Here is a 1300-nt window from a genome sequence, read left to right as displayed (position 1 = left end):
TTGAAGCTAAAGGCAATGGGTTTTACTATCAAGTAGAAGCTGTGCTTAACGCATTAGACACTAAGCAATACACAGTACCTAGACCTTTGGTACAGGTCAGTGATTCTGTTGATATTATGCAAATGTTAACCACATGGCATAAAGCCGCCTTAGAAAGCCGCGCTGCGAACCACACCACTGAATGCTAAACATTCGCTTACTCGCTGTTGCTGAATGTTAGATAATTCAGTAACAGCAACGAAAGCGTACTCGCTGTGTTCATCGCTTAAACTTATTTGGGCACCTTTGGGTAACTCGCAACGAAAGATAAACGCTTGCGATTGATACGCACTGTGAAAATACACTCCAGACAGATATTGCACATCTACCTCACAGCCCAACTCTTCAAAACATTCACGCTGTAATGCTTGATGAATTGTTTCATTAGGGTCAAGCCCACCACCCGGCAAACCCCAATGTTTGTCACCATAAGTGGCTTTTAACAGCAAGACTTCCCCTACTGTATTGGTTATGACCGCGTGAGAACTCAATCTAAATAAGTCATTAAAAGCCATGATGGTTTTCCTGTTATAAATAGAGGCTTGTTATGTGCTCTTGAAAAACTAGCGCCATAACTGCTTTGTTCCAAATAAATAGTAAATACCATAGATGCAACAAACTGTTGAGCTCACTAACCAAAAAGCCATAGAGTTTTGATGGATATCGGGTGATGACGTGAAAAAAGGCACAATTAACCCCGCCACTCCACGAATTAGGTATACAGCAGTGATTAACACTAAACATATTTTTAGAAACGGTAACTTAACAATTAAGCCCGCGCCCGAAAATGCGTAAAGCCCCCAAACACAAAGAACAGCAGCGATAATTAATGTGACAATGGTAGGATAAATATCACCGGCAGCAGCCATTTTAGCCATTTGTTCACCAGCACCAAAAAAGAGGTACCAGTCTTGGCCGCCAAATATACAACTGATGTGTAGCAAGGCAGCAAAGATGCTTAAGCAGCCAGCAATAACGAGTAAACCATTCCTTTGCATTCAAAATCCTTTTGGCACTTGCTCCGCTATGGAGTATGTAATAGTTAGTCTGTTAGCATATGTAGCGAAGCGAAAACGAGTCCAACATTAGTCGCTTATTCGCGATGACTTTTTAAATGGTTTGCATAACGTGCCTTGATGGTAGCTCATTTGTGACCTCCCATTGTTCAGTGACCAGATAGAACTACGCAGTGAAAATATCAGCTGTTAGTTTAAGATATGGCCTGCGGTCACTAATATCTTAATTGAACTTCTAATAAGTT

Annotated in this window: 2 protein-coding genes and 1 pseudogene; 1 reads left to right on the top strand and 2 read right to left on the bottom strand. The window is 41.2% G+C overall.

Annotated elements, in window-relative coordinates:
* Window positions 1–188, top strand: a pseudogene (locus CXF78_RS21585) (gfo/Idh/MocA family oxidoreductase); the annotation flags it as partial.
* Here the strand turns inward: CXF78_RS21585 and CXF78_RS00795 are convergent.
* Together CXF78_RS00795 and CXF78_RS00790 are read right to left on the bottom strand one after the other, a co-directional pair.
* Entirely contained in the window at window positions 150–554 is a 405-nt protein-coding gene (locus CXF78_RS00795; protein WP_011637733.1) for an NUDIX hydrolase, read from the bottom strand. The pseudogene CXF78_RS21585 and the gene CXF78_RS00795 sit on opposite strands and share 39 nt — an antisense overlap.
* A gap of 48 nt (window positions 555–602) precedes the next feature.
* On the bottom strand, window positions 603–1037 hold the full coding sequence (locus tag CXF78_RS00790; protein WP_102035711.1) for a hypothetical protein: 435 nt from the start codon (window positions 1035–1037) through the stop codon (window positions 603–605).
* Window positions 1038–1300 lie beyond the last annotated feature (263 nt).

The sequence above is a fragment of the Shewanella sp. 11B5 genome, assembly GCF_002836795.1.
Taxonomy (GTDB): domain Bacteria; phylum Pseudomonadota; class Gammaproteobacteria; order Enterobacterales; family Shewanellaceae; genus Shewanella; species Shewanella frigidimarina.
The sequence above is the reverse complement of the archived record's forward strand: the minus strand, read 5'-3'. Positions and strand labels throughout refer to the sequence as shown.